This is a genomic window from Novosphingobium sp. SL115 (genome assembly GCF_026672515.1).
Classification (GTDB): domain Bacteria; phylum Pseudomonadota; class Alphaproteobacteria; order Sphingomonadales; family Sphingomonadaceae; genus Novosphingobium.
The window spans coordinates 23307-47889 of the sequence record NZ_JAPPRG010000003.1; the positions used below are offsets into that span (position 1 = coordinate 23307).

The following is a 24583-nucleotide window of genomic DNA, read 5'->3' on the forward strand; positions in this document are numbered from 1 at the left end:
TGGTCTGGATGACCGAAGGGAAACGTTGGAACGACAGCTTGATCTCCTCCATAATAAGAACATAATATGAACATATGAGAATCGCTTCATCCCTGATGCGCGAGAGCGCGGAGCCGTTGGAGGCTTGTCGGTGCCCGTTCGGCATTGCCTCGCTCGATGCCGCGCTGGGCGGCGGGCTGGCGCGGGGGCGTGTTCATGAATTCTATGCAACCGAAGGCGACGATGCGGCGAGCGCGGCGGGATTTGTCGTGAGCGTGGCAACGGGCATGACTGCTTCGGGCGGCACCGTGCTGTGGCTGAGAGCGCAGCGGGCTGCACGCATGAGCGGGGTATTGCAGGCCCATGGCTGGACCGAACTGGGTGGCACACCGGGCCGTGAACTGGTGGGCGTGATGCCCGATTCCATGTCTTTGCTGCGTGCCGCCGTCGATGCCTTGCGCTGCGCGGCTTTGGGGGCGGTGATCATGGAGGGCTGGGGCGTGATGCGCGAACTGGATTTGACCGCCAGTCGCCGCCTTGCGCTGGCCGCAGAGAAATCGGGCGTGCCATTGCTGCTCTTGCGGCATGAAGCAACCCCTGTGCCCAGCGCGGCGCAGACTCGCTGGCGGGTGGCCGCCGCGCCTTCGCATGCGTTGCCCGGCAACGCGCCGGGAGGGCCGACCTTCGATGTAACCTTGCTACGTCAGCGTTCGGGCCCTTGTGGCCTCGACTGGCGGCTGGAGTGGGACCGTGACCGACGTATGTTCCGTGAAGCGGCGCTATCTGGCGCTGTGGTTTCCCCTCCTGCCCACCGACCGGCTGCGGATTCAGGAGGAGACGACCGGTGGGCTGCCTGACACTCCGCGTGTACTGACAGCCAAGATCAAGGGTGCGTTGCGCCTGTGCGCAGTCGATGGTGCTGCGCAGGCGCTCGGTGTCGTCCCCGGCATGACGCTGGCGGATGCGCGGGCGCTGCATCCCGGCCTGATCGTTGCCGATATGGACGAGGACGCCGATCGACACTGGCTGCAGCGGCTGGCCGAACACTGCATCGGCTGGTCACCGCGCGTCGCTGTTGCGCCACCAGATGGCATCACGCTGGACATTGCAGGCAGCGAACACCTGTTTGGCGGCGAAGCGGGCCTTGCTGCGCAAGCCGAGGAAACCTTCACCGCGATCGGGATGAACGTACGCATGGCAGTGGCCTCCACCGCGCAAGGCGCGCAGGCTCTGGCGCGCTATGCGCGTTTGCCCATCATGGATGAGCGACAGGCGCTGCGCGGGCTACCGGTTTTTGCACTGGGGCTAGAAAACGAGGCAACCCTTGCGCTTAGACGTGCAGGATTGAAGACCATCGGCGATGTCGCGTCGCGAGCTGTGGCCAGCATCGCGGCGCGCTTTGGTGCAGATGCGGTGACCGCGCTGCGCCGCCTGCTGGGCGAAGAGCACGCCCCGATTGATCCGCTTGTGCAACCCGAGCCGCTGCATTTCGAGCGTCGTTTTGCCGAACCGATTGCGCATCAGGCGAGCATTGCCGCCTGTTTCCTCGATCTGTTGCGTGATGCGGCGTGCGCCTTGGAGGACCGCGGCCTTGGCGGGCGGCGCTTTGTATTGACGCTGTTTCGCAGCGACGGTGCGCGCCATCGACTGGCGATCGAAACGGGCCTGCCCACGCGTGATCCCGCACCGGTATTGCGCCTGTTCGATGAACGCATTGGTGCCTTGGTTGATCCGCTCGACCCCGGCTTCGGCTATGACAGCATCTCGCTGTTCCTGCCGGTTACCGAGCCGCTTGCCGCAAACCAGCCCACGCTTGATGACAGCGAAAAGGACACGGCGGCGCTGGCCGACCTTGTCGACCGGTTGAGCACCCGACTGGGGCCGGTCAGTTTGTGCCGGCTGGTCCCGCAGGACAGCCATATTCCCGAACAGGCCCAGCTTGCCTTGCCTGCGATATCCGCGAGAGCACCCGTGCATTGGCCCAAATCGCCGGAAGGCGAACCACCGATGCGCCCTTTGTTCCTGTTCGATCCGCCTCAGCAGGTGGAAGTCATCGCGCAAGTGCCTGATGGCCCGCCCCACCGCTTCCGCTGGCAGTGCAAACTACACGAAGTGCGCCTTTACGAAGGACCGGAGCGGATCGCGTCGGAATGGTGGCGGCGCAAAGGCGATGAGGCCTCTGGCAAAGGAGGGCTCACCCGCGATTATTACCGTGTCGAAGATGTGCGCGGGCGGCGCTACTGGATATTCCGCCACGGGCTTTATGACGAAAAGCCCGATCCTCGCTGGTATTTGCATGGGTTGTTCGCATGACCGCGCCCCAGCCCTTTGCCGAATTGATCGCCGCCACAAATTATAGCTTCCTTCGCGGAGCATCGCATCCTGCGCAGATGGTGGCGCGCGCGCATGCTTTGGGCATGGCCGGCATCGGCATAGCCGATCGCAATACCGTGGCGGGGGTAGTCCGCGCGCATGTCGCCTGGCGCGAGGTTGGCGGACTGGCGAGCGGCTTCCGGTTGGCGGTAGGTGCCCGGCTGGTCTTTGCCGATAATACACCGGACATCGTTGCCTATCCCGCCACACTCGCTGGCTGGGGCAGGCTCACGCGGCTGCTGACGTTGGGCAACCGCCGCGCGGAAAAGGGCGATTGTACGCTCTACCTGACCGATCTCCTCGATCACGCCGACGATCTGCTGTTGATCGCCACGGGCCAAGATCGGGCGGTGTTGGAACGGCTGGCCGAAGCGCGCCCCGGCACAGTGTGGCTGGCCGTGATGATGCAGCGCGGCGGTGCCGATGCACGGCGGCTGGCCGAAGCGCAAGCGCTGGGCGTGAGTTGTGGCGTGCCCCTGCTCGCCACTTGCGATGCGCTCTACGATCATCCCGATGCGCGGCCCCTGCACGACATACTTACCTGCATACGTGAAGGGGTGACCATTGCCGAGGCGGGGCGCCGCCTGCTCGCCAATGCCGAACGTCACCTCAAACCAAACACTGAAATGGCACGCCTGTTTTGCCATCACCCGGAAGCCCTGGCGGCCAGCGCAGATATCCTTTCGCGGATAGAGTTCACGCTGGATCACCTGCAATACGAATATCCGCACGAGCCGGTGCCCGAGGGCTGGCAGCCTCAAGCCTGGCTGGAACATCTGGTGCAGGAGGGCGGGCGCACACTTTTCCCCGGCGGCCTGCCCGAAGCCTACCGGGCCGTGCTGGATCAGGAGTTCGCCCTCATCCGCCAGAAGAACTACGCTTTTTATTTCCTCACCGTGCACGATATCGTGCGTCACGCCCGCAGCCTCGATCCGCCAATCCTGTGCCAGGGCCGGGGCAGTGCCGCCAATTCGCTAGTCTGCTATTTCCTGGGCATCACGTCCATTGACCCTGTGCACGAAAAGCTGTTGTTCTCGCGCTTCCTGTCCGAACAGCGCGATGAGCCGCCCGACATTGATGTGGATTTCGAGCATGAGCGCCGTGAGGAGATCATGCAGTATATCTACGCCCGTTATGGCCGCGAACGGGCCGGTATAGCTGCGACTGTCATTCATTACCGCCCCCGCAGCGCTCTGCGCGAAGTGGGCAAGGCTCTGGGACTGACCGAGGATGTAACTGCGCGGCTTGCCTCGACCATCTGGGGTAACTGGGGCGATGATGTGCCCGAAGCGCGCGTGGCCGAAGCCGGGTTGGACATCACCAACCCCACCATCGCGCGGCTGAAGGCGCTGGTCGATCAGGTGCTGACCTTCCCACGCCACCTCTCGCAGCACGTCGGCGGTTTCGTGCTGACGGAGCGGCGGCTGGATGAACTGGTGCCGATCCACAATGCCGCCATGCCCGACCGTACCTTCATCGAATGGGACAAGGACGACATCGACGCGCTGGGGCTGATGAAGGTGGATGTGCTGGCGCTGGGAATGCTCACCGCGATCCGCAAAAGCTTTGACCTCCTGCGCACGCATGGGTTGGGTGATTACAATCTCCAGAACGTGCCGCTGGAAGACCCGGCGACCTATGCCATGCTCTGCCGAGGCGACAGCATCGGCACCTTCCAGGTCGAAAGCCGCGCGCAGATTGCCATGCTGCCGCGCATGAAGCCCAGGAAGCTTTACGATTTGGTCATTCAGGTGGCGATCGTCCGCCCTGGCCCCATTCAGGGCGGTATGGTCCACCCCTACCTGCGGCGGCGCAATGGCGAGGAAACCGTGATCTTTCCAAGCCCAGCGCCGCCGTACGATCAACACGAGCTGCGCGAGGTGTTGGGCAAAACGCTGGGCGTGCCGTTGTTTCAGGAGCAGGCAATGAAGCTGGCCATCGTGGCGGCCGGCTTCACACCCGACCAAGCAGACGGCCTGCGGCGCGCCATGGCAACCTTCCGCAATCATGGGACGGTGCACAACTACGAGGAATTATTGATCGAGGGCATGGTGAAGCGCGGCTATGAACGCGACTTTGCCGAACGCTGCTATCAGCAGATCAAAGGCTTCGGTGAATACGGCTTTCCCGAAAGCCACGCGCAGGCATTCGCGTGGCTGGCCTACGTCTCGTCATGGCTCAAATGCCACCATCCCGCAGCGTTCACCTGCGCGTTGCTCAACAGCCAGCCGATGGGCTTTTACGCGCCTGCACAATTGGTGCGCGACGCACAGGAGCATGGTGTCGAAGTGCGCGGGGTGAACGTGAACGCCAGCGATTGGGATTGCACGCTCGAAGGGCCTGAGGACGGTCCGCTTGCACTGCGGCTTGGTTTTTCCAGGATCGACGGTTTCCGCAAAGACTGGGCCGACGGTGTCGTACAGGCTCGCCAGAAGGGCAGCTTCGCCTCGATCGAAGACCTCGCTCGCCGCGCGGCGGTGCCCGCCCCGGCTTTGCGCAAGCTGGCCGATGCAGACACTTTCGGATCGCTGGCATCTTCGCGCCGCAATGCCCTATGGGATGTGCGCCGGATGCCGCCCACGCAATTGCCGCTGTTCACATTTGCCAATGCCCCCGAACTCGGCAACGAACCCGTCGCGCACCTGCCCGCCATGCCGCTTTCAGAAGATGTGGTGGCGGATTATCAGACCGCGCGCCTTTCGCTGAAGGGCCATCCCATGCAGTTTTTGCGCGATGCCCTTGCCCGCAAAGGCGTGCTGACCTGCGCCGATGCCAACGCGGCACCCGATGGTCGCAAGGTCCGTGTCGCAGGCGTGGTCCTGACCCGCCAGCGTCCCGGCAAGGGCAACGCGGTGTTCATCACGATCGAGGACGAAACCGGCATCATCAACGCTCTGCTCTGGTCGCGCGATCTCGACAAGCAGCGCCGCGCGGTGATGGCTGCCCGCCTGATGCTGATCGAGGGCGAAATCCAGAGAAGCAAGGAAGGTGTGGTCCACCTGATGGCCGCGCGGATCGTGGACCGTACCGATCTTCTCAACCGCCTGACGGAGCACAAGCCTGTCAGGCCCTCCACTTCACGCGGCGACGAGATCCATCACCCCCAACGCGCCCACGGCCATCCCCGCGATGTTAAAATCCTGCCGAAATCACGGGACTTCCATTGACGCCAACATAGCGGCCGTTGCGAGTACGTGGTCAAGTTGTCGGAACCCGCCGTTGCTTCAGGTGCCGCCGAATATTGCCTGAATGACTGAAATCAATGATGGGCCTGGTTGTCTTGGTCGGCCCCATTGTGACGGAGACGACCAACATCGTAATGCTCGATAAGAAGCCCTACAGGCACGCGCTGCGCATCGCTGTGGCTGACAGGATCAACGCATCTGTGCGCTGTCGGCCAAAGCACGAAAATCGCCCACAACCTTGCCGTAATGGCTCAGGCTCGGTGTAGAGCAGCTTAAAAGCCGTCAGATCCTTCTAGGTCCGATAGGTCCCCTCGAGCAGTTCGGGGACTTTGACGAGAAGTGTGTTCTTGGTGAACTTAGACAGCGGATCACGCTTTTTACTGCGCTCTTTCACCAACGGCTTGCCTGGCGCAATGCCGCCGAAGAAGGTGACATCGTTCAGCTGCCCACCATCCAAGGTCTAGCGTTCGGTCGCCTTTCTTCCTCGGAAAGCCCATAGAGTCAGCAACCAGTGCTCCTGTCTATGCCAACCCGCGCACAGGTCTCATTCCTGGTGACAGCAAGCCTGCCACATCGTGACAGATTGAAGGATTTTTCGCCCGTCCAACTGTTTGATCAGGCCGGGTCTTGACGGTTGGATAAAGCAAAATCCCAGAAATTCTGAATGGCCCACTTGGCGTCGGAGAACCCTCTAATTTACCTGAAATCGGATGATGGCCATTCATTGTCTCGGCAGTCCCAGACTGCCTCCTTTTGACTTAGGCGATACTGTTGATACTATCGCATTTATTCGAATGGCCCAGCTTCAGAGCCGTGTTGGCGTTCAGCAGTCGTTCGGCTGTTCCCGCGAGGTCAAGCACTGTGCAGGCGTGACCGTCACTCAGGCGGATCGTTGGGCCGGGGAGACCAGGCAGTTGCGCGGACTGATCTTTTGAAGCAATTTTTTGCAGCACCTTGCGATCTACCGAGTGTAGTTCGTCGACGCGAAATCCTGCACGGCGCAGGCCTTCGGGATGATCGCTGCGCGTGACGATGATGTAGCGTCCTTCGCGCGTGGCGGCATCGCCCAGCACGTGCGTGAGATCAAGCAGCGGGACGCAGTGCCCGCGCGATGCGAACAGGCCGATCATGCCGCAATTCCCAGGTGGCATAGGCAGGATCGCGGTTTGTGCAAGGAGGATCTCCTCGACCGCTGCAAGCGGGGTGGAGAAACGCTGTTCACCAACCGAGAAGACAAGGAACGGCTTTTCGGACGTGCGCGTAGCCCGGTCGTCGTTTTGCGCGGACTGGACCGAGGCCTTCGCGTGTTCGGGTACGTTGCGGATCACACCCAGATTGCGCAGGCCTTCGTGCGCAGAAAGCTTTTGCGCATTGATCAGAAGCGCACTGCCTTCAGCCGTTTCGAGCATTCCGCGCGAAAGAACAGCACCGGCTACGGCATCCTGCAGCAATGGCGCAAAACAACGGGCGGCGAACCGTCCGATATCATCAACGGAATCGATCAGAAGTGCGACGAGGCCGAAGGGTTCTGTCCAACCTGGCGGAGCAGGATCGGGCAACTGCGTGCGCACGACAATGCTGGCACCGTTGCGCCGCCCTGCGGGAAGCGAGCCGTGACCAAGCAGGTGCAACGTATCGATTACCGGGATTTCCGCGCCTTTGTATTCACGTTGTGCGATCCACAGATCGGTTTCCGTCGGCGTTGGTAAAAGATCGGCGCGGGGCAGGCTAGCATCGACGCAACTGGCGGGCAGGGCAAGCCGCAGACCGGCGACCATGAACACGAGGATCGGCTCATCGATCTGACGGGCGTCGTCTTTGCGCGCGCTGCGATCGGTGGCGGTTACCATGCCGGGCAGCGCGATGATTGCGGCCGGATCCAGCACGACACCGTTATGAACCTCAACGCGAAAGGTGCTGAAGAACAGGCGCTCCTCTCCGTTCGCCGCGCTGTGGCCGAGCGGGCTGATTTCGCGCGAGGTGAGCGGCATGACGCCGAGAATGCCATCAGCCAGAACTGCAAAGACGTGCTGCTCATGCCGCAGGATCACGATAATCGAGTGATCGTCTGCCTCAACCCTGCCACCATTTGCCGAGGCGCTGGTCAGCGCGCGGGCAAGGTCGATCACCGGAATGACTTCGCCCCGTAGTTCAACCGCGCCCAGTATGTCTGCACGGGATGCGGGGAAAGGACAGAGCTGTGAGGGGCAGGGCACAACTTCGCGGATGGCGGCAACAGGAAGTGCCGCGCACAGCCCGGCAAGCCGGATCAGGCCGTACAGGGTGTCGTGTGTGCCCGGTTGCAGCACGGCAGTCACCGAATTCAGGCCGCGATGCTGGTGGTGGCGGACAGCTGCGAGATCTGGCCGACGACATTTTCGGTCAACTGCGCCTGATTGGCGGCAAGGCGCGTGATCGCCTCGATCGCCGAATTGGTCTGCTGCACGCTGGCCACGATGTCGGAAAAGGCATTGCGGGCCATGCGCGAACGATCGGTGCCTTCACCCACCTGCGCGTTGGACTGATCGATCAGGCGCGCAATGTCACGCGCGGCGGTGGAGCTGCGCTCTGCCAGCTTGCGCACTTCGCCCGCCACCACAGAGAAGCCCACGCCGTGTTCGCCGGCGCGGGCGGCCTCGATTTCGGCATTGAAAGCCAGCAGGTTGGTCTGCCCCGCAATCTCGCTGATTATCCGCACGATTTCGGAAATAGAACTGGCGGACTTCTGGATCAATTCGATGGACTCGATAGCCGAGCCGAGCGTGGCCTCGCCCTCTTCGGCATTGACGCGGGTTTGCAGCGAAAGCGAAAGTGCCTGTTCGGTCGAACCGGTGATTTCCGCAATCGATTTGCAAAGCTGCGTCGAAAGCAGGTTCATTTCGTGCGCGCGTTCCGTGATGGCCGTTTCCATCTGCACTTGTTCGGTCACGTCGAAAGCGTACTTCACGATGCGCACGGGATTTCCCGTCAGATCGAAGATCGGGTTGTAGGTCGCCTGAATCCAGATATCGCGATCATATTTGCCTACGCGATGGAAGCGGCCCGAATGAAACTGGCCTGCATTGAGCTTCATCCAGAAATCGCGATATTCAGCACTCCGGATATAGTCGGGCGAGCAGAACATCGAATGGTGCTGACCGACGATCTCGCGCAGCGAATAGCCGATGGTGCGCAGGAAATTGTCGTTTGCGCTTATGACTTTGCCATCAAGATCGAATTCGATGGTGGCAAGGCTGCGGCCGATGGCATCGACTTTGGCCGAGAACTCGTTGCTGCGCAGTTTCTCCTCGGTGACGTCTGAGGCGAACTTGACGACCTTGACCGGCTTGCCGCTGGTATCGAAGATCGGGTTGTAGGATGCTTGAATCCAGACCTCGCGGCCATCCTTGCGCCGGCGCTTGTATTCACCGGTTTCAAATTCGCCTCGACCCAGCTTGTCCCAGAAGGCGCGATAGTCTTCGCCTTGGATAGCAGAGACATCGCAGAATATGCGGTGGTGGCGACCGCGAATTTCCTCAATGTGGTAGCCCATCAGGGTCAGGAAATTGGCGTTGGCATCCAGAACATTGCCGTCAAGGTCAAACTCGATGACGGCCTGCGCGCGCTCGATGGCGCGCACCTTGCCTTCGGATTCGGCATCGCGGCGGCGCTGGTCGGTGATGTCGTGCGCGAACTGCACAATGCGTCGGGGTTTTCCGGTCAGGTCCAGAATTGCGGCATAGGAGGCGTGAATCCACACGTCGGCGCCCGAAATGCTGCGGCGTTTGAATACCCCGGAAATGGCCTCACCCTTGATCAGGCGGTCCCAGAATTTTGCATATTCCTCAGTCTTTACAAAGGCCGGGTCGCACAAGTCGCGGTGGGTGAAGTTGCTCTCCTGCCCCGGTTCGAACCCCTTCATCGTGCGGAAGAGTTCGTTGGCGGATGTGATCTTGCCGGACAGGTCGAATTCGACCATCGCCTGCGCGTTTTCGATTGCCGCCAGCTTACCCGCTGCGGCAAGCGCCTCAAGGCGTTGCTGCGTGACATCCATGGCAATCTTGAGGATGCGCAGCGTGGCACCGCTGTCATCCTTGACCGGGTTGTAGCTGGCCTGAAGCCATACCTGGCTGCCATCCTTGCGGCGGCGACAGAATTCGCCCTGTTGTTCTTCGCCCTTGGCCAGATTTTCCCACAGTGTGCGGTAAGCCGCAGAGCTTGCAAACTGCTTTTCGCAAAGCTGGCTGTGGTGCTGGCCAATCAGTTCTTCGGCGGTATAGCCCATGAGATCGAGGAAACGGGTGTTGGCGCGCAGGATCGTGCCCCCCGTGTCGAATTCGATCATGGCAAAGGCGTGGTCGATCGCCAACAGAGTCTGCCGGTCGCCGGTATCACCAGCAATGGCCGCTGCCACATCCACCTTGTCGATCTTCATGCCGCATTACCTTCTGCCATTCCCCACGAATGTTCAAATTGCGACGAATGGTTGGTCCCGGCCATCGCAATTCGCGTTGTGGTGTGTTGCCACGGGAGAGATTGGCATCTCGTGGCAAGACAATCAGGACGATTGCTTATAAGTCGCTATTAAAGCACTTTCCGACCCAATCTGGTCTAGCGTGACAGTGCAGATTTGAGATTAGTGCAAGAATTGAAGAGCAAACCCTGATTGCGCAAAGTCAGCTATGCTGGCGTCTGCTCGCCAGATCTTAATGCTATGCCAGCGACAGTTTAGGTATAAGCGGGCGGTCATAGTGCCGGGTGGTAACAACGGGCATTGGTCGCGTGCTACCGGACGCGAAACGCCGCTTCGTGTGACGAAGTATAAAGCGGTTCTTGTCCCTCGCGTGGGACAGGGAAAGCTTTCGGCGTCAACCTCGGCATCGGCATTCCGACGCTGGTGGCAAACCACGTGCCCGAAGGCATCAAGGTCACGCTGCAGAGCGAGAACGGCATGCTCGGCATCGGTCCGTTCCCTTATGAGGGCGAGGCCGATCCGGACCTGATCAATGCGGGCAAGCAGACCATCACCGCGCTGCCCACGTCGAGCTTCTTCTCTTCGGTCGACAGCTTCGCGATGATCCGGGGGGGCCATATCGACATGGCCGTACTGGGCGCGATGGAAGTTGCCGCAAACGGCGACCTCGCCAACTGGACCATTCCCGGCAAGATGGTGAAGGGCATGGGCGGGGCTATGGACCTGGTCGCCGGGGTCAAGCGCATCGCTGTCGTGATGGACCACGTGTCGAAGTCCGGCGCGCCCAAGATTCTCGAGGCGTGCAGCCTGCCGCTGACCGGGCGGCGGGTGGTGGACCTGATCGTCTCGGACCTGGCTGTGATCGCGGTTGACCGCAAGGCGGGCGGACTGACGCTCGTCGAACTGGCGCCGGGGGTTACAGTTGCCGAGGTCGTCGCCAAGACTGGCGCCCCGCTCGACGTTTCGACATTTGCCCAAGGAGCGCAGGGCTGATGCCGTTCAGCGGGGAAGCGGGAAAGCGCGTCTACTGGAAGCTCGCAGGGCGTGACGACGCGCCCGCGTTGGTGCTGCTCAGTTCCATCGGCACGGACATGGACTTGTGGGACGGTGCGCTACCGCTGCTGCGGCAGAGCCACCGGCTCCTGCGCGTAGACACGCGGGGGCATGGCGCATCGGATGTCGCCGACCAGGATTACACCATGGCAGGCCTTGCCGAGGACATCTTCGGTGCCATGGATGCCTCTGGAATCTCGGTTGCAGTAGTGGCGGGTGTATCGCTGGGCGGAATGATTGCAATGGAGATGGCGCTCGCACGGCCCGATCGCGTCGCGGCGCTGTCTTTGGTCTGCACTTCGGCAACGATGGACAAGACCGCTTGGAGCGACCGCGTGGCAAAGGTGCGTGGTGAAGGCATGAACGCTATTGCTGAACTCGCAATGGGACGGTTCCTTTCACCCGAATTCATTGCCTCCGAGCCTGCAGTGGCGCAGACGATCCGCCGCCAGCTGGTGAGCATGGCAGCTTCCGGGTATGCCGGATGCGCGGCAGCGATCCGCGATATGGATCTGGCATCACGGATTGGCCAGATCGGCTGTCCGACGCTGGTAGTGACGGGCGACCGTGACACCTCCACGCCCTTTGAAGGCCACGGTGAATACCTGCTTGCCCAGATTCCCGGAGCAAACCATGCGGCTTTGCCAGCTGCGCACCTCGCTCCGATCGAGGCACCGCGGCTTCTGGCCGAGACCATGCTCGAATTTCTGAAGGATTGAACCGCTCGATGACCGACGCTTTCATCTGTGATGCCATCCGCACCCCTGTCGGGAAGCTCAATGGATCGCTGGCCAGCGTGCGCGCCGACGACCTCGCAGCGCTGCCGCTTCGCGCGTTGGCAAAGCGCAATCCGGACCTCGATTGGGCACAGGTGGATGATGTAATCCTCGGCTGCGCCAACCAGTCGGGAGAAGACAACCGCAACGTCGCGCGCATGGCCGTGCTTCTGGCCGGGCTGCCCGAAACGGTTCCGGGCGTCACCGTCAATCGCCTCTGCGCATCCGGGCTGAACGCCATCGGACTTGCCGCGCAGGCGATCCGCTCGGGCGACGCCGACCTGATGGTTGCGGGCGGCGTCGAGAGCATGACGCGTGCGCCATACGTCATGGGTAAGGCGGGCAGCGCCTTCGACCGTGCTCAGAAGATCGAGGATACCACACTTGGCTGGCGCTTCATCAATCCGGCGATGAAGGCGGCTTATGGCGTCGACACGATGCCGCAGACCGGCGAGAACGTCGCCGAACAGTGGCAGGTGAGTCGCGAGGATCAGGATCGGTTTGCGCTGGCAAGCCAGGAAAAGGCTGCTGCGGCCATCGCCTCGGGCCGCTTTGACGTGGAGATCGAGCCGGTCGAGGTTCCGCAAGGCAAGGCGCCGCCCAAGCTGTTCGAACGTGACGAGCATCCACGCGCGACGAGCCTTGAAGCGCTGGCCAAGCTCAAGCCGGTCGTGCGTGCAGATGGAACCGTGACGGCGGGCAATGCCTCGGGCCTGAACGATGGCGCCGCTGCGATGATCATTGCTTCGGACGCCGCTGCCAAGGCCAACGGGCTGACACCGCGCGCACGCATCATTGGCATGGCGGCCGCCGGGATTGCTCCGCGCGTCATGGGAGCAGGTCCGATCGAAGCTGCGCGCAAGGTGCTCGCCCGCGCCGGGCTTGCTGTTGGTGACCTGGATGTGATCGAGCTCAATGAAGCCTTTGCCAGCTAGGCAATTGCCACGCTCAGCGATCTCGGGATCGATCCGCTGACAGACACGCGCGTCAATCCCAATGGCGGCGCGATTGCGCTGGGCCATCCGCTCGGAATGTCGGGGCACGTATAACGATGACTGCGGTGGAGGAGCTGCAACGCACCGGCGGGCGCTATGGTCTGGCCTTCCTGTTTATCGGTGTTGGCCAGGGTCTGGCTTTGCTGATCGAACGTGTCTGATCTCAAGTTATTCAAAGGAAATACCGCGATGCAAGGCGAACTTTACAGTATCTATCACTGCGCGATCGAACCGGCAGACTTTCCGGCTTTTGAGGCGCTTGTCGCGAAGATCGTGGCCGAGACGGCAAAGGAAGCCGACACGCTCACGTACGAGTACGTGGTCAATGAGGCCCGCACGCAAGTCCATATCGTCGAGCGCTACCGCATCGAGGGCCTGTTGCCTCACGTACAACAGACCTTTGCGCCCTTTGCCGAGGCGTTCCTGACGCTCGTGCGGATCGAGAAGCTTTACGTCTACGGCGAGACGACGCCCGATGTGCGCGCCGTGCTCGACGGTTTTGGCGCGATCTATCTCACGCCGTTTTCCGGCTTTACCCGCTGATCCTGCCGTGGTGTCGGGGCGCGTCGGCGATCACTCGCAGGCGAAGCTCTCGGCACGCTCAGGGTCACCGCCGCGATAGCGCGCGATCTTCGGCCAGGCGCAGACCGGGCGCGTGCGGCCCGGCCATGGCGTGCGCGCATCTGCCGTGGCGAGCAGGCTGTCCGGGGCCTTGCCCTGTTCCACCCAGGCGACCAAAGCCCCCAAGGCATCGTATTGGCTCGTGGCGGGGCCGCCCATGCAGTGAGCCATGCCGGCAACGGGAAACACGCGCAAACCATCATCGGTACGTGCGCCATAGCGATGCACGACGCGGTCGCGCCATGCCAGCGTATCCATGACCGAGAATACCGGATCCGACACACCGTGTGGCACCATCAGCTTGCCGCTGTGCGCAAAGAAACCATCGAGATTGGCCGAGTGCATTGCGATGTCTTGCCACGCGCTCGTTCGGAACGAACCTGCGCGGCGGTAGATCACTGCTTCGGTTTCCGGGAATCGGTAACCCAGCTGCGTCGCCAGGATATCGTCGGGCGAGACACCCACCTTCATGGGCGGCACCGAGAACACCGTCGGCAGGGAGGCGCCGCCCAGCGCGACGTCGAAGGCGGGCAGTTGCTCGTTTCCGGTGCGCCACATCGACCACATCGGACTTCCGATGCCACCGTCCCACGTCCATTCCGCATAGATCGGACGTCCGGCCGCATTGCGCGGGCCGGTCATGACGCGTGCCAATGTATCGACCTGCGATGCCGTGAGGCAGTCGGCGGCCGTGCCGGGTCGACATATCTGCGCTTGAAGCCGGTTCAGAACGCGATCACCCCGGCACTGGCGGAAATCGGTGGTGATGCCATCGGCAATGCCATCGGCGGCGTCGCAGGTATCGAGCACGGCCTTGCGCACGAGCATCATGCTGGCAGGCGAAAACGTTTGAGCAAGCGAGGCGACTGTAGCTTGCTTGCCGGTCTGCTCTTGCGCGAGAACAGCGAATTGCTGCACGCTCCATGCCTGGCTCAGCGCGGCGCGAGGTAACGCAAATCCGGGCGCTGCCGCCACGATGCCATCGAACAGCGTGGGGTAGCGCTGCGCCGCCGCCATGCCTTCCTGCCCGCCCTTTGAACAGCCGAGGAAGTAGCTGTGTTCGGGCCGCTTGCCATAGTAGCGGGCGATCACCGCCTTGGCTGCCTTGGTGACCAGCGGCAACGATGTATGGCCGTAGTTGGCGCGGGCGATGGGGTCGGTGCCGAACACGATTTGCCCGCCCCATGCGGGGTCGAAATTCAGTTTGTTGTCGTGGCCGCTGTCTTGCGCGACGATGGCAAAGCCTCTCGCAAGGGCAGATGGGCCACTTGTGTTGTCTGCCCCAACGGCGTTGCCCACTTCGCCATTGGTGCCGCCGCCGCCCTGAAACAGAAACCGACCGTTCCAGTTCTCGGGCAGGCGCAGCCGGTAATGAATGGCGTATTGCTGGCCAAGCCGTCCAAGGCGCTCCTGCATCACGCCCTTAACCTCGCAGTGCGGCGCAAGTGCAAGCGCGGGCTGTCCGAATGGGCCGGGGGGAAGCTCGGCGGGGCCGGGGGCAGCCGACGTGATCCGGCCCAGACCGGGAAGGCTGAGCCCCACAAGGGCTGCGCAGCGATCGGCTTTGGCGCCGACCGTCGCGCCATCTCCGGTGTCGGCAACGGCGCTGCTCCAGACGAGAGCACTGCCGATACAGGCAAATATTGGGGCGGCCTTGCGGAGCGATGCCATGGTTCAGATTACCTTGTAGAAACGGATGCGGACAGCCGGAGCGCCAGCCTCCTGAACGGGTTCGAGTGTCCCGACAAACGCCGATTTGCCCAGCCATTCATACTTGCCGAGCGGGGCTTCGAACACCGGCTGGGTGCGCAGCGGAACGGGCTTTCCATCAGCGCCCCTGCACGCGACGCCCTTGTTGATGACGTTGATGACGACGCCATCATCGGTCTTGAGCATGTAATCGGCTTCGATCTGAAGGCAACCATCCTGCCGGATCAGTTGCCAGTCCCAGCCGCCGGGAATGATTGTGCCCTTGATGCTAGGACCTTCGAAGCGGCCACCGGTGATCGGAATGATGTTGCGCCTGCCAAGTGACGTCGGGCCGACCCTGATGTCGGGCGCAAGGGTAACGATTTCCTCGAATGCGAATTCGAGGCGCGGTGCGTCGGCGTCGTCGGCGGCAATCGCCGGGATGGGCGCGCCACCTACGCATGCCAAGGCAAGCGCGAGAGCGGCGAAAGGAGTGCTGTTCTGCATTGGCGTGTTCCGATCAGAATTCGAGGCCGACGCGCACGCCGTACTGACGCGGCGCACCATACCAAGTGTTATCGCCATCGTTGCCTGACCGGTAGGTCTTGTCGAAGATGTTGGTGCCGAACACGGTCAGCGTCCAACGGTCGCGGCGGTACTGGAGTTGCGCATTGGCGAGGGTACGTGCTTCCAGCATGTCAACGACAGGGCGTTCGAACAGGCTTGTGGTCTGCTTGCCGAGATAGGCTACGTCGATGCGCGGAACGATCTGCGCATTGCCGAGGTCAATCGCGTATTCAAGCCCTGCACTGGCGGTCCATTCGGGCGAATACAGGTTCTGACGCCCGTCTAGCGTGGTCACGAACGGCAGGTAATTGAAGCAACCGGTGGGCGTCGGGGGCGAGTTGGTCACGCACTGACCGCCGAGATTATTGGCATTGCCGCCGGGCAGCGCGCGCGTGTCGATCAGGCTGAGCGCTCCGACTCGCGAATTGACGTAGGCGAGGCTGCCATCGAACCGCAGCGGTCCGCTATGCGCCTGGATCTGCGCTTCGAAGCCGTAGATCCGCGATTTGCCCGCGTTTGTGATCGAGCTCGCGCGGGTGTCCGGATTGAAGATGTTGAGCTGCAAGTTCTTGTAGTCGATGTAAAAGCCATTGACCTGCGTGGTGATGTGGCCATCAGCCATCGTCGATTTCCAGCCTGCTTCGTAGTTGGTCACCGTTTCTGCCAAGAACAGTCCGGCTGGCACGTTCACACCACCCGGCTTGTATCCCGTAGCCACGAAACCGTAGAGCAGATTGTTGTCGTCGACCTTATAATTGAGTGCGACCTTCCCGGTCACGCGTGTATCGGAATAGCGCGGGCTAGAAGGATCGACGCCAAAGCCGCCGACGGCGAAGGTGCCACGCTGCGTCTGCCGGTCATAGCTTAACCGCACGCCCGTATCGAGCGTAAGGCCATCCGCAATCGGCCAGGTCACTTGCCCGAAACCGCCGAGCGAGAGCTTGGGATTGACCGTGCTGATGCCGATCACGAAATTTCCGCCGACAAGGTTGATCCCGAGATCGAGATCCGCTGTCTGGTAGGCCGCCGAGGCGCCAAGAACCCATTTGATCGCGCTCGCATCCGACGAGATCAGGTTGACTTCGCCGCTGTAGACGTTGTCTTGGATTTTCTGGTCATTCCACGAGAACGGAATGGGCGTCGCATCGGTGTCGTTGGTGAAGTCCTGCTTGCCGAACTGGTAGCCGACGACGGCGCGAAGCTTGGTGCCGCCGTCGAAGGTGTAGATCGTCTCGACACCGGTGCGGAGACTGAACTCCTTCTGCTTGGTCGGGTGATCGTAATTGATCACGAACGGCGTCGAGGGCGCTGCGGCAGCAAAGGCCGTGCCGGGCAGAGGGGTGTATGGATAGCCTCCGCCGCTGTTGGCGTTGACTTCGGTCTTCCATTCCACCTTCAGGTTTGTCGAAGGCTGCCACAACACGCTGAGACGTCCGCCCTGGGCATCGACCTTGCCGGGCTCAGAGCGGTTTGTCGGGTTGATCTGGTCGTAGAAGCTGTCGCGGTTTTCGAGATGACCAGCGAGGCGAATGGCGACCGTTTCGCCAAGCGGCACACTGATCCCGGCATCAGCGACGATGGCATTGTAATTGCCATAGGATACTTCAGCATTGCCTTCGGTGACGCCAAGCTTGGGCGAGCGGCTGTGCTGGATAATCGCGCCGCCGGTCGAGTTCTGGCCGACGAATGTGCCCTGCGGGCCGCGCAGCACTTCGACCGAGGCGATGTCGAACACGCCTTCGTTGAGGAAGATCGGGCTCGGCGCAAACAGCGAGTCGCGATAGAGTGCGACACCCGAGACGACCGTGGGCGATTGCAGGTTCAGGCCGATCCCGCGGATGTTGGCAAACTTCAGGATGCCGGCGTCGGCAAACGAGAACGCGGGCGTGACGTTCTGAAGATTGGTGAGATCGCGGATGCCGCGGTCCTGCAGTGCATCGCCCGGAATCACCGTGACGGCGAGCGAGGTGTCCTGCTGGTTCTCTGCACGGCGTTGCGCGGTTACCACGATTTCCGAAAGTGCGGCATCGGCGGCAGCGTCCTGCGCGAATGCCGGCGCCTGGAACATTGCGACGAAAGTGGCGCCCGCCATCAGGCGGGCAAAAATGCGGCTGGTCATGCATCATCCCCAAATCTCGGGCGGCGCCTCCCTGTGGGCCGCTCCGATATTTCCGCTCTAGGGGTTGTGTTTGGGCAAAAAGAGAGCCCAAAATAGACACCATCAAAAAGCACCTCCTGCCGGCCATTTCAGATGTTTCCACAAAGCCTACAGCGCGCGACAGAGATACCGATCAGCAAGGGCAGGACGGCGGCGCTGGCGCTTGCCGACAAGTTTGAGGCCGATATCGTTCGTCACGATGGCACTTGCGGAAAGATCTTCGGGCCCGAGCACAGGTTGCAGGCCGAATACAAGGCATCGGGCAATGTCGTGCGCCAAGCCTTGCGCATACTCGAGGCGCGGCGGATTGGCTCAATGCGGCGCGGCGTTGGCGGAGGCCTAGAATTGCGCGTGCCGGATCTGGCCGAAACCGGCCAACTCGTTGCGCTATATCTTAATGCAATAGATGCCGATTGCAGCGATGCGGCAAGAGCAGCAGCCTTGCTGGGGCACCACCTGAGCGAACGCAACAGTTCGGCATTGGCTTGGACGCGGGACCTGCTGAATGGCGTGAACCGGGCCCTGGACATGTCGTTGCAACCCACCAGCGCGGCCTCGGGCAACCGGGCCATGGTGATTGCCCGCAGGATCATCGTTGCGGCGCGCGACAGCGTGGGGTTGGTTGAGGGTGCAAGGCTCGGGTCGGTCGACGAATTGGCCGAGGCGCACTCGTCCGGTCGTCCCGTGATCCTGCAAGCGCTGCGCATACTCGAAGATCTCGAAATGGTGCGAGTGCAATTGGGGCGGGGAGGCGGGTTTATTCTGCGCAAACCGACACCGGGCGCGATTGTTCGCGCCGTCTTTCCGCATTTCCAGCTGAATCAATTGCCTGAACCGTGGCTGGGCGACCTTATTTGGATTATCAATGCAATCAATGCTCAAGCGGTCGCTGAACGGTTCGCAACGCAGGCGCGCAAGCCGCTGGAAGCTGCCAAGAAGGCCCTGCGTCCGGACCAGTTCGAGAAGGGCGATTATTCACACCAACTGAGTATCTGGCGCATTCTGGCCGATCTGCATGGCAACGACGTGCTGCACGTCATCATCAGGACGCTGTTCTACTTTCAAGTGCACTCAAGCAGAACGATCCTGCCACCGATGACGGCGGCAGATGCGCAGTCGATTCATGACCTTACGATCAGGCTCATCGAGGCGATAACCTCCGGGGCAGTCGAAGAAGTTGCCCACTTGATGCGCACTTACGAGTACGCATCAAGGATAATGACGACCACCTGACGGTCCTTACTTCGTGGGCCGTCCGGGCGTGATCCTGATCTTGCGGAAATGCGCGATCGTGCCGCTTTCGATCCATAGTCCGACCTTGCCCTTGCGGTCCGCTCCCAGCTTGAGGTCGTTCACGATCAGGGTCGGGTTGGCGTGGCGGTCAAGGTATAGCTTCGCCTTCGCGCCGGAGACTTCGATCCTGACGTTGATCCAGCGGCCGGGTGCGATGTCTGCAGCGGTCTCATAGCGCTCAGGAGATTCGGCGCGCAGACGATCGAAGCGAAAATCGGGAAAGGCAGCGTACTGGACCGAATGGTTACGCCGGACCTGATCGTCGGCAACGCCATTTGTCGGTCGCAAGTAGATTTTCTCGAAACGACCATCCGCTACACGGAATGCAAAGCCAACAAAACCGCGCGCGAAGTCCGGGGCCTGCGGATCGACATTGCTCTTGACCTCGGCCTCGATTGTACCGTCGGAGAAGTCGACCGGAAGCAGCGCCATGAAGTCGCGGTCGGAGAGTTTCTCGCGTGCCGGGTCCTGCCAGAACTTGCGCGGCATCGAGACGCGCAGCCCATTCCTGTCCTGAGAGATATCGACATTGTGCGGGGTGATGTCGGCAAGGGCGAACTGTCCAACCGGCTGTTTGGCCAGCGCTGTAGTAGCACCCAGCACCAATACGATGCCAGCGATCCGGCGGAGATCGAGCAGTCCGGCCATACGTGGCTTGGATTGGGTGCAGGAAATGAGCATGGAAACCTCAGAATGAAAAGTGAGACTTCGACCGGACCGCCAGGCATTCTTATTCGGATCGGGGTCCACATTTGCAGATATTTCTGGTTGACGGAATACGGTCATCGCGCGGAACAGAGCGGACATGTTGTCCTCAATCGCCAGCGTCGAATCCATTTCCGGCCTTACCGCGTTTGTCGCGACCGTCGAGGCCGGGGGATTTGCCGCCGCGGCCAGAAGACTCGGGCTATCGGCATCTGCTGTCGGCAAGGCGGTTTCGCGGATGGAGGCTCGGCTCGGGGTGCGCCTGCTCACGCGGACCACGCGGCAGGTGATGATGACGTTCGAAGGCGAGCAACTGTACCATCGCGCCAGCCGCCTGCTCGACGACTTGCGCGATATCGAGGGCATGCTGGCCGCACAGCGCGCGGCGCCAGTCGGGCGGGTGCGCGTCAGTCTACCGGCGACGCTGGGACGCATGCTGGTCGTGCCGAACCTTGGCGAATTCATTGCCGAGTATCCGGGCATCGAACTGGAAATCGGCCTTGACGATCGCAAGGTCGATCTTGTCGAGGGTGGCTACGATCTGGCTGTCAGAACCGGGGTTCTCGAAGACAGCGGCCTGATTGCGCGCAAGCTGGCGCAACATCGCTTCCTGCTATGCGCCTCGCCTGCGTATCTGGCCAAGTGCGGTATGCCGGCATCCCTGGAAGAGCTTTGGCAGCACAAGGTTATCCGCTTCCGTTATCCAACCACCGGCATGTTGGAGCGATGGTCATTTGACGGCGTGGAATACGATCGCGAAATCCCCGCCGGCCTCGTGTTTAACGATGGCGAGGCAGTGGCACGAGCCGCAATGGCGGGCTTAGGGATCGCACAAATGCCCGATTATGCAGTTGCCAATGAAGTGGCGGCAGGGCGCCTAGTCCCCTTGCTTACAAACCTGCGCTGTGTGCGCGGCGATTTATGGCTAGTGAGGGCATCGCAGCGCGCCGAGGCTCCACGGGTCAAGGCCTTTGCAACGTTCATTGAGGGCTTCATCGCTCGGCGCGCCGGATCATGACATGAAAAAAGGGGACAGCCGGCAGGCCGCCCCCTGATCTCCGAGCGTGGCGTCGTGCGAGGATCAGACCGGGTAGGGCTGGTCTGAAGGCTCTACCGTAACCCACTTGAGTTCGGTGAACTCGTCGATCACGGCACGGCCATCAAAACGCCCGTAGCCGCTGTTCTTCATGCCACCATAGGGTGCTTGCGGTTCGTTTTGCACGGTTGCGCCATTGACGTGGACGTGGCCAGCATCGATCTGGCGGGCAACGTTAAGCGCGCGCGTGGCGTCACGTCCGAAGACGGCGGCGGCAAGGCCATACTCGGTGTCATTGGCGACACGGATCGCTTCCTCGACGCCCTTGACGCGGACGATCGTGGTGACGGGACCAAAGGTCTCCTCGTCGTAGATCGTCATGCCCGGAACGACGTGGTCGACGATCGTGGCTGGCATGACGGCGCCGTTGGCCGAGCCCCCGACGACGACCTTTGCACCCTTGGCGAGGGCGTCGTCGAGCATGGCGTTGATGCGCGTGCCCGATGAGGAGTCGATCATGGGGCCGATCACGCAGGCGGGATTGACCATTGGATCGCCTGCCAGCAGATCCGCAGCGCGCGCGGCGAATGCTGCGACGAATTCGTCGGCGACAGCTTCATCCACCACGAACCGCTCAGTCGACATGCAGATCTGGCCCTGGTACAGGAAAGTACCAAAGATTGCGGCGTTTACCGCTCCGGCAATGTCGGCATCGTCAAGCACGACGAACGGCGCCTTGCCGCCTAGCTCGAGCAGGCAGCGCTTAAGATTGCGGCCAGACTTCTCGGCAATGATGCGTCCGATGCGGGTCGATCCGGTGAAGTTCACGCGGCGAATGGCCGGGTGCGAGATCAGACAATCGATCACATCGGCGGCGTCTTCGGGCGCATTAATGACGAAGTTCAAGACACCCTCGGGCAGGCCAGCCTCCACGAAGGCATCGGCAATCAGCGCGTGCGTCTTGGGGCTCATTTCCGAGGCGCGGAAGACGACCGTGTTGCCGCACGCAATGGGGTAAGCGATGGCACGGCATGCGAGAATGACAGGACCGTTCCATGGCACGATACTCAGGATCGCGCCGACCGGCTGGCGCAGGGTCATCGAAAGGGTGCCGGGCTTGTCGGTAGGGATCGTCTCGCCCTGGATCTGGGTGGTCAGCGATGCGGCTTCGCGGATGAGGTTGGCAGCAGCCATGACGTTGAACCCGCCCCACAGGCCCGATGCGCCGACTTCTGCGGCCATCGCCTGCGAGATATCACCGATCTTGGCTTCGAGACGGTCGGCAGCGGCCATCAGCACGCGTCTGCGTTCGGTGGGGCCGGTGTTGGACCACGACTTGAAGGCCTCGCCCGCAGAAGCAGCGGCGCGCATTGCGTCTGCTACGCAGGCGGCTGCCGGCCTGAGCAATCGCCAGTTGGAAATCCTGCGCCACATACGTGAGGGACATTCAAACAAATCCATCGCGAGGCTGGTGGGTCTTTCGGAATATACCGTCCGGGGGCACGTGCAGCGGATTCTGAAAGTCACAGGGGCAATCAACCGGACGAGCGCAGTCTTTCTGGCAGAGCAAGCCGGATTGCTGTGAGGTGAGCCGGTCGTGATGCTTCACAGTCTTGCGCGACGCGCTTCCTAGACTGACAAGATACAACCGTGAATTCGCCGGTCTCGACACGGCACCGCCAGCGCGCTCCAAGCGCGGTTGCAATTATCAGGATGAGACATATGCAGCCCATCCGATTGGCAGCCACCTTTGCAATCAGGGCGGAAATTTAGTTATAAATATAGATTCCTATATTTGCCGTAGTGTCAGATTAACTCGCACACATTGCTCGTAAGCAGTACATTTTGACTAATCGCTTCAGAATTGGGTCAATCTGTCGCGATTGTCTACCCTTGCGAACTGTTCTTCTTAGTGTTGCATGAGGGGTAAAATTCATAACACGATCTCGCGTGCGCGTCGTTTGGCTGGCAAGCCATGTGTCGCATCAATCAGCCTGTGGGCTATTGCGGCTGCCACGATGCCATCAGCCGCAGCTTATGCGCAAACCGCACTTCCACCGGGCGCTGTGGAAGCGGGCCGACAGGCCGATACGATCCAGCGTCAGCAGCAAGAGCGGGTCGATGAAGATACGACACGGATTCTGACGCGCCCGCAAAGCCAGACCGTGATCGAAGTGCCAACGCATGAAAAGGCCGAAGCCGCGCCCGGATCGTGCCAAACGATCAACCGCATCGAATTCGAGCACAGCCCGCTGCTGAGCGAGAAGGGGCAGGAGCGACTGACCGCCCCTTATATCGGGCGCTGTCTGGGGCTTGGTGATGTGGAGAACCTACTCTCGGACATCACGCGCTATTACATCGAGAAGAGCAGGCCCACCACGCGCGTTTACATCAAGCCGCAGAATCTGGCGCAGGGCGTGCTGGTGCTCGATATCGTGGAGGGGCGGATCGAGAAGGTCATCCTCGATGACAAGGCCAAGGGCACCGTCAACCTTTTCACGGCCTTCGGTCTTGTAAGGAACACCGCCTTCAACCTTCGGGTCTTCGAGCAGGGTCTCGACCAGATCAACCGGCTCGCTTCGAACCACGCCTCGCTGGACATAATACCGGGTTCTGCACCGGGATACAGCATCGTCAAGATCACCAACCGCGCGGATTCGCGCCTGCACCTCAGCGGCTCGATCGACAACACCGGCCAGACCAACACCGGGCGAAGGCAAGGCACCGGTACGATCATCCTCGACGACCCGCTGGGGCTGAACGAGATGTGGAGCTACACGCGGCGTCAGACCATTTTTGAAAACAGACCGAACACGGACTCGAATTCGAACAACCTGCTGTTTTCCATGCCACTCAATGCGCTGACCTTTACCGGCGGGTACAATGACAGCGAATACCGATCGCAGACGGTGACCGACAGCGGCACGGTTTTCGTGCTGACGGGCACGAGTTCCAATGCGTTCGGCCGGGTCGATGCAGCGGTCTGGCGCAATGCGCGCAACAAGGTTGAGCTTTCGGCACAGCTCACCAACAAACGCAATCGCAACTTCATCAATGGCATCTTTCTTCCGGTCAGTTCGCGCGTGCTCACCACAGTGGCGCTTGAAGCGAACTGGTCTGTCCTGATCGGGCGCGGCAGCTTCAGGGCCGGGGTCGGCTGGACCAAGGGGATTGACGGCCTTGGCGCGCTTGACGATTCCTCGATTGTGCGAACGGCAGACACGCCTCGCGCGCAATTTGACAAGCTCACGGCGCGCGCCGCCTTTGTCGTGCCGCTGCAGGCCGGCAGCGTGCGCATCACGTCGTCCACAGAGTTCGAGGCACTCTACGGTCTCGATCCGCTTTATGCCAACGAGCAGATTGTCATCGGCTCGCCTTTCACGGTTCGCGGGTTCTTCGACAACAGCCTGATCGGGGATCGCGGCTTTTACCTGCAACAGGAGTTCTCCAGCCTGCTGCCAGTGCAGGTCGGGCGCGCGCAGGCGTTCTTGCGCCCCCACGTCTCGTTCGATCTTGGCCATGTTGCCCCGGCCACGGCCATTGGCGCACGTGGCACGCTTGCGGGCCTTTCTGCCGGTCTTGGTCTGACCTTCGGGCCGGTCAATCTCGATGTCACGGGAAGCCGTTCAATCGCGCGCGGCCCGCTTCCAGACGAAGGTTTTCTCGCCTTCGCCCGCGCGACAATTTCTTTCTGAAGGCC

17 protein-coding genes and 1 pseudogene are annotated in these 24583 nt (G+C 61.5%); 11 read left to right on the forward strand and 7 right to left on the reverse strand.

What is annotated here, in order from left to right:
• The first annotated feature begins 95 nt into the window (after positions 1 to 95).
• From OVA07_RS16435 to OVA07_RS16445, 3 genes are read left to right on the forward strand one after another with little or no spacing between them, the layout of a single operon-like run.
• Positions 96 to 836, forward strand: a complete 741-nt coding sequence (locus tag OVA07_RS16435; protein ID WP_268172764.1) for an ImuA family protein — start codon at positions 96 to 98, stop codon at positions 834 to 836.
• On the forward strand, positions 730 to 2292 hold the full coding sequence (locus OVA07_RS16440; protein WP_268172765.1) for a Y-family DNA polymerase: 1563 nt from the start codon (positions 730 to 732) through the stop codon (positions 2290 to 2292). The genes OVA07_RS16435 and OVA07_RS16440 overlap by 107 nt, the downstream gene beginning before the upstream one ends.
• On the forward strand, positions 2289 to 5519 hold the full coding sequence (locus tag OVA07_RS16445) for an error-prone DNA polymerase (protein ID WP_268172766.1): 3231 nt from the start codon (positions 2289 to 2291) through the stop codon (positions 5517 to 5519). The genes OVA07_RS16440 and OVA07_RS16445 overlap by 4 nt, the downstream gene beginning before the upstream one ends.
• 776 nt (positions 5520 to 6295) lie before the next feature.
• Here OVA07_RS16445 and OVA07_RS16450 read toward each other — a convergent pair.
• Together OVA07_RS16450 and OVA07_RS19110 are read right to left on the reverse strand one after the other, a co-directional pair.
• Positions 6296 to 7855 carry a chemotaxis protein CheW gene (locus OVA07_RS16450; RefSeq protein ID WP_268172767.1) on the reverse strand — a complete coding sequence of 520 codons (1560 nt, stop codon included), beginning with the start codon at positions 7853 to 7855 and terminating at the stop codon, positions 6296 to 6298.
• A 5-nt stretch (positions 7856 to 7860) separates the two neighbouring features.
• Positions 7861 to 9951, reverse strand: coding sequence for a methyl-accepting chemotaxis protein (locus OVA07_RS19110; RefSeq protein WP_326493133.1), 2091 nt, complete (start codon positions 9949 to 9951; stop codon positions 7861 to 7863).
• A 444-nt stretch (positions 9952 to 10395) separates the two neighbouring features.
• On the opposite strand from OVA07_RS19110, the gene OVA07_RS16465 reads away from it, so the two are divergent.
• From OVA07_RS16465 to OVA07_RS16480, 4 genes and pseudogenes are all read left to right on the forward strand, one after another.
• Complete coding sequence (locus OVA07_RS16465; protein ID WP_268173275.1) at positions 10396 to 10983, forward strand: 3-oxoacid CoA-transferase subunit B; 588 nt, start codon at positions 10396 to 10398, stop codon at positions 10981 to 10983.
• Complete coding sequence (pcaD, locus tag OVA07_RS16470; RefSeq protein WP_268172768.1) at positions 10983 to 11762, forward strand: 3-oxoadipate enol-lactonase; 780 nt, start codon at positions 10983 to 10985, stop codon at positions 11760 to 11762. Before OVA07_RS16465 ends, pcaD begins: the two co-directional genes overlap by 1 nt.
• A gap of 8 nt (positions 11763 to 11770) precedes the next feature.
• Positions 11771 to 12975 (forward strand): annotated as a pseudogene (gene pcaF, locus OVA07_RS16475) (3-oxoadipyl-CoA thiolase).
• 28 nt (positions 12976 to 13003) lie between these two features.
• Positions 13004 to 13357, forward strand: coding sequence for a hypothetical protein (locus OVA07_RS16480; protein WP_268172769.1), 354 nt, complete (start codon positions 13004 to 13006; stop codon positions 13355 to 13357).
• 30 nt (positions 13358 to 13387) lie between these two features.
• On the opposite strand, the gene OVA07_RS16485 is transcribed toward OVA07_RS16480, so the two are convergent.
• The 3 genes from OVA07_RS16485 to OVA07_RS16495 are packed head-to-tail and all read right to left on the reverse strand — an operon-like array spanning position 13388 to position 17783.
• Complete coding sequence (locus tag OVA07_RS16485; RefSeq protein WP_268172770.1) at positions 13388 to 15106, reverse strand: tannase/feruloyl esterase family alpha/beta hydrolase; 1719 nt, start codon at positions 15104 to 15106, stop codon at positions 13388 to 13390.
• A 3-nt stretch (positions 15107 to 15109) separates the two neighbouring features.
• Positions 15110 to 15631 (reverse strand): DUF3237 domain-containing protein, encoded by a 522-nt coding sequence (locus OVA07_RS16490; RefSeq protein ID WP_268172771.1) that lies wholly within the window; start codon positions 15629 to 15631, stop codon positions 15110 to 15112.
• Positions 15632 to 15644: 13 nt separating this feature from the next.
• The gene (locus OVA07_RS16495) at positions 15645 to 17783 is read right to left on the reverse strand and encodes a TonB-dependent receptor (protein WP_268172772.1); all 2139 of its coding nucleotides are present in this window, start codon (positions 17781 to 17783) and stop codon (positions 15645 to 15647) included.
• 159 nt (positions 17784 to 17942) lie between these two features.
• Here OVA07_RS16495 and OVA07_RS16500 point away from each other — a divergent pair, with 159 nt between their 5' ends.
• Complete coding sequence (locus OVA07_RS16500; protein ID WP_268172773.1) at positions 17943 to 19082, forward strand: GntR family transcriptional regulator; 1140 nt, start codon at positions 17943 to 17945, stop codon at positions 19080 to 19082.
• Between the two features lie 6 nt (positions 19083 to 19088).
• On the opposite strand, the gene OVA07_RS16505 is transcribed toward OVA07_RS16500, so the two are convergent.
• Entirely contained in the window at positions 19089 to 19979 is an 891-nt protein-coding gene (locus OVA07_RS16505) for a hypothetical protein (RefSeq protein WP_268172774.1), read from the reverse strand.
• On the opposite strand from OVA07_RS16505, the gene OVA07_RS16510 reads away from it, so the two are divergent.
• A complete protein-coding gene (locus tag OVA07_RS16510) occupies positions 19948 to 20865 on the forward strand; it encodes a LysR family transcriptional regulator (protein WP_268172775.1) in 918 nt (305 codons plus the stop codon). The two genes, OVA07_RS16505 and OVA07_RS16510, sit on opposite strands and share 32 nt — an antisense overlap.
• 63 nt (positions 20866 to 20928) lie before the next feature.
• Here the strand turns inward: OVA07_RS16510 and OVA07_RS16515 are convergent, their stop codons facing one another.
• The gene (locus OVA07_RS16515) at positions 20929 to 22317 is read right to left on the reverse strand and encodes an aldehyde dehydrogenase (protein ID WP_268172776.1); all 1389 of its coding nucleotides are present in this window, start codon (positions 22315 to 22317) and stop codon (positions 20929 to 20931) included.
• On the opposite strand from OVA07_RS16515, the gene OVA07_RS19180 reads away from it, so the two are divergent.
• Together OVA07_RS19180 and OVA07_RS16520 are read left to right on the forward strand one after the other, a co-directional pair.
• The gene (locus OVA07_RS19180; RefSeq protein ID WP_442789674.1) at positions 22205 to 22468 is read left to right on the forward strand and encodes a response regulator transcription factor; all 264 of its coding nucleotides are present in this window, start codon (positions 22205 to 22207) and stop codon (positions 22466 to 22468) included. The two genes, OVA07_RS16515 and OVA07_RS19180, sit on opposite strands and share 113 nt — an antisense overlap.
• A gap of 433 nt (positions 22469 to 22901) precedes the next feature.
• Positions 22902 to 24578 (forward strand): ShlB/FhaC/HecB family hemolysin secretion/activation protein, encoded by a 1677-nt coding sequence (locus tag OVA07_RS16520; RefSeq protein WP_268172777.1) that lies wholly within the window; start codon positions 22902 to 22904, stop codon positions 24576 to 24578.
• Positions 24579 to 24583: the final 5 nt, after the last annotated feature.

What these genes read in the sequence shown, in the direction of transcription:
- OVA07_RS16435 (WP_268172764.1), top strand. Translation starts at nt 96, where the DNA reads ATGCGCGAGAGCGCGGAGCCGTTGGAGGCTTGTCGGTGCCCGTTCGGC.
- OVA07_RS16445 (WP_268172766.1), top strand. Translation starts at nt 2,289, where the DNA reads ATGACCGCGCCCCAGCCCTTTGCCGAATTGATCGCCGCCACAAATTAT.
- OVA07_RS19110 (WP_326493133.1), bottom strand. Translation starts at nt 9,951, where the DNA reads ATGAAGATCGACAAGGTGGATGTGGCAGCGGCCATTGCTGGTGATACC.
- pcaD (WP_268172768.1), top strand. Translation starts at nt 10,983, where the DNA reads ATGCCGTTCAGCGGGGAAGCGGGAAAGCGCGTCTACTGGAAGCTCGCA.
- OVA07_RS16480 (WP_268172769.1), top strand. Translation starts at nt 13,004, where the DNA reads ATGCAAGGCGAACTTTACAGTATCTATCACTGCGCGATCGAACCGGCA.
- OVA07_RS16485 (WP_268172770.1), bottom strand. Translation starts at nt 15,106, where the DNA reads ATGGCATCGCTCCGCAAGGCCGCCCCAATATTTGCCTGTATCGGCAGT.
- OVA07_RS16490 (WP_268172771.1), bottom strand. Translation starts at nt 15,631, where the DNA reads ATGCAGAACAGCACTCCTTTCGCCGCTCTCGCGCTTGCCTTGGCATGC.
- OVA07_RS16495 (WP_268172772.1), bottom strand. Translation starts at nt 17,783, where the DNA reads ATGGCGGGCGCCACTTTCGTCGCAATGTTCCAGGCGCCGGCATTCGCG.
- OVA07_RS16500 (WP_268172773.1), top strand. Translation starts at nt 17,943, where the DNA reads ATGTTTCCACAAAGCCTACAGCGCGCGACAGAGATACCGATCAGCAAG.
- OVA07_RS16510 (WP_268172775.1), top strand. Translation starts at nt 19,948, where the DNA reads ATGTTGTCCTCAATCGCCAGCGTCGAATCCATTTCCGGCCTTACCGCG.
- OVA07_RS16505 (WP_268172774.1), bottom strand. Translation starts at nt 19,979, where the DNA reads ATGGATTCGACGCTGGCGATTGAGGACAACATGTCCGCTCTGTTCCGC.
- OVA07_RS16515 (WP_268172776.1), bottom strand. Translation starts at nt 22,317, where the DNA reads ATGTGGCGCAGGATTTCCAACTGGCGATTGCTCAGGCCGGCAGCCGCC.
- OVA07_RS16520 (WP_268172777.1), top strand. Translation starts at nt 22,902, where the DNA reads ATGCCATCAGCCGCAGCTTATGCGCAAACCGCACTTCCACCGGGCGCT.